The organism is Isoptericola sp. NPDC060257, from assembly GCF_042726645.1.
In the GTDB taxonomy this organism is placed as follows: Bacteria; Actinomycetota; Actinomycetes; order Actinomycetales; family Cellulomonadaceae; genus Isoptericola; species Isoptericola nanjingensis.
The window spans coordinates 1-3,600 of sequence record NZ_JBHXAW010000365.1; the positions used below are offsets into that span (position 1 = coordinate 1).

1 protein-coding gene is annotated in these 3,600 nt (G+C 71.6%); it reads left to right on the top strand.

Translation table 11 applies throughout. From position 1 onward, the window contains the following. Window positions 1–3,544: Ig-like domain-containing protein (locus tag ACFWEK_RS20020; protein ID WP_430555183.1), on the top strand; the 3,544-nt coding region annotated here is incomplete at its 5' end. Window positions 3,545–3,600 lie beyond the last annotated feature (56 nt).

The window sequence follows — 3,600 nt, forward strand, 5'->3', positions numbered from 1 at the left end:
CTCCGAGGCGGGCACCGCGCACCTCGTCTACGAGGTCCGCGACAGCAACGGGCAGAAGGACTCCGCGCAGGTCACGATCACGATCAAGGACGACGAGGAGAACGCGTCTCCCCAGGTGCCCGACACCGAGACGCGGGTGCTCAGCGGCAAGACGGTGCGCATCCCGCTGGACCTGGACGGCACCGACCCCGACGGCGACCAGGTCACCCTCAGCTCCATCGCGGACGCGCCGAGCCTGGGCACGGCGACGATCGTCGACGGCTTCGTGGACTACACCGCCGAGGAGGGCGCGGCGGGCTTCGACTCCTTCGCCTACGAGGTGACCGACACGCGGGGCGCCGTGGGCCGCGGCGTCGTGCGCGTGGGCATCGCCGTGCCCCCGGAGACGAACCAGCCCCCGCAGGTCGTGGACGACGAGAGCACGGTGCGGCCGGGCCGGACCGTGGCCGTGCGGGCGCTGGAGAACGACAACGACCCCGACGGCGACGAGATCGGCCTCGTCAAGGACGGCTTCACCGGCATGCGCGAGGGCGTCGAGCCGGAGGTCGTGGATGACGACGTCGTGCTCACGGCTCCCGACAAGGACGGGGCGTACTCCTTCTACTACACGGTCCAGGACGCCTTCAAGGCGCGCGCGACCGGCGCGATCACGGTGACCGTGGACGCCGTGGCCCCGCTGCTCCGGCGGGTCGCGCACGACGACGTCGTCACGGCCGACCAGATCCGCGACGCGTCCACGGTGACGGTGGACGTGCTCGCGAACGACGTCGACCCGGACGGCGTGGCCGGCGACCTCGAGGTGTCGGTGGAGAGCGCGTCCGAGGGCGTCACCGTCGGCGAGGACGGCACGATCCAGGTCGCGGTGGGCGCGACGGCGCAGGTCGTCACCTACACCGTGACGGACGTGGACGGGCTGCAGGCCAAGGCCTTCGTGCGCGTGCCGGGCGACCAGTCCCGGCCCTACCTCAAGCCGGGCTCGACCCCGCTGCAGGCGGTCAGCGGCGAGCCGCTGACCGTCGAGCTGGGCGACCTCGTCGTGGTGCGGGACGGCCGGGAGCCGCGCATCACCGAGGAGAAGACCGTCAAGGCGACCGGCGGCGCGGCCGAGGTCAAGGACCGCGACACCATCGAGTTCACGTCCGCCGAGGACTTCGCCGGCGGCGCGTCGGTGAGCTTCGAGGTGACCGACGGCAAGGGGCCGGACGACGAGGAGGGGCTGACGGCCGTCCTCACCGTCCCGATCGACGTCGTGCCGTCCAAGAACCAGCCGCCGGAGGTCGCCGGCTCGCCGACGCTCCAGGTGGCGGCGGGCGAGGAGAACGTCGTCGACCTGTCGCGGTACGCCAAGGACCCTGACAAGGACAAGCTGACCTTCGACGTCGAGGGTGCCGAGGGCATCTCGACGTCCGTGTCGGGCGGCACCGTGACCGCGCAGGTCGAGCCGTCGGTGCCCAAGGGCACCGCCGCGGACGTCGCCTTCACGGTGTCCGACGGGACCAACCCGCCCGTCGGCGGCACGCTGAAGGTCACCGTCGTGGGTTCCACGCGCCCGCTCGTGCAGACGACGCCGGACAAGGTGCCCGACGCGCACCAGGGGGAGCCGGTGACGATCCCGGTGCTCGAGAACGACACCAACCCGTTCCCGGGCGAGGACCTGACCGTGGTGGGCGCGGTCGGCGAGACCGGCTCCGGCGACGTCGCCTTCGACGGCTCGGTCGTCACGATCACCCCGGACGCCGACTTCCACGGCGTGCTCACCGCGCGCTACACGGTCGAGGACGTCACGCAGGACCCCGACCGCCAGGTGGACGGCACGGTCTCCGTGACGGTGCTGGGCCGCCCGGAGCCCCCGAAGGCGCCGGCGGTCGAGGAGGTGCGCTCCGGCACGGTGGTGCTGAGCTGGGAGCAGCCGAACGACAACGGCGCGCCCATCACCGGCTACACGCTGCACGCCACCGACGGCAAGACCAAGGAGTGCGCCACCACGACGTGCACCTTCGACGGGCTGACCAACAACGTGGAGTACACGTTCACGGTCACCGCGACGAACGACGTCGGCGAGTCCGACCCCTCGTCGGCCTCCGAGATGGCCCGCCCCGACGAGAAGCCGGACCCGCCGGCGGCCCCGACGCTGACGTTCGGCGACCAGCAGATCACCGTCGACTGGACGAACAAGACGTACACCGACCGGTCCCCGATCGAGTGCGTCAACCTGGAGATCAGCCCCGCTCCGGTGAGCGGCGCGATCCAGCAGCAGTGCGTCACGGGCGGCACGTACGTGTGGGAGGGCCTGACCAACGGCACCCCCTACACGGTGCGCCTGCAGGCCGTGAACGCCGCGCCGGACCCCTCCGACTGGGGCGACGCCTCCGCGCCGGAGACCCCGGCCGGGCCGCCGGCCGCGCCCGCCGCGCCGTCGGCGAGCCGGGTCGACACCGCCCTGGGCGGCCAGACCACCGTGACGTGGCAGCAGCCCGACACCAACGGCGCCCCGATCGAGATGTACTACCTCGACGTCTACGAGGACGGCACGAAGGTCCGGACCATCGAGGCCGGCACGGCGCTGTCCCAGGCGGTGGAGGGGCTCAAGACGACCTCCTCGTACACGTTCCAGGTGCGGGCGCAGAACAAGGCCGCGATCTCCGAGGCCAGCCCCTCGTCCAACGCCGTCGTGCCCTACGGCACGCCGGGCGTGCCGGGCAACGTCAGGGCAGAGCTGGGTTCCGACACGAACGGCAAGGCGAACGTGAGCTGGAGCGGCACGGACGACTACCGCGGGACCGGCGGCTACTACCAGGTGCAGGCCAACGGCGGCGGCGCGACGAGCGTCGGGAACCAGACCTCGTACACGTACGGGGGGCTGTCCAACGGCACCGCGTACACGTTCCAGGTCCGGGCCTGCAACGCGTACACCTGCTCCGCCTGGTCGGGGAGCTCGAACTCCGTGACGCCGTTCACGACGCCGGGCGCCCCGGGCATCTCCGCCTCGAAGCTGTCCGCGACGCAGGGACGGTTCACCATCTCGGCCCCGAGCAACAACGGCGGGCGGAACGTCCAGAAGATCGAGTGGCAGCGGAACTGGAGCTCGGGCAGCGGCTCGTCGACGTCGTTCCCCTTCTCGATGGACACCGGGTCCGCGTACTCGACCACCTACACGGTCCAGGCGCGGGCGTGCAACGAGGCGGGCTGTGGCGCATGGGCGAACGCGAGCCACACCACGGACGCCCCGCCGAACCCGCGCGCGGTCGTCTCGCGCGGCAGCTCGGTGAGCAACAGCGACTGCAACGACGGCACCTGCGCCAAGCTGGTGATCACCACGCACGACTTCCAGGACACGGGCAGCCAGAGCGTCGCCTGCTGGACGGACTTCGGTGGCAGCGCGCACCAGTTCTACGGGTCGTCGACCTACTCCCGGAGCATCCCGGCGAACGGCTCCCTCGAGCTGCTGTGCTTCATCGGCAGCGCCGCGCCGACGTACAGCGGCCACAACGTGTGGGTCGTCATCAACGGCAAGCACTACGAGAAGACGTGGTGGACCAAGTAGGCGCGGTGGCCAGGGCCTGATCCGGCCCTGACCCGACGGTGAGCCGGCGCCCCGCC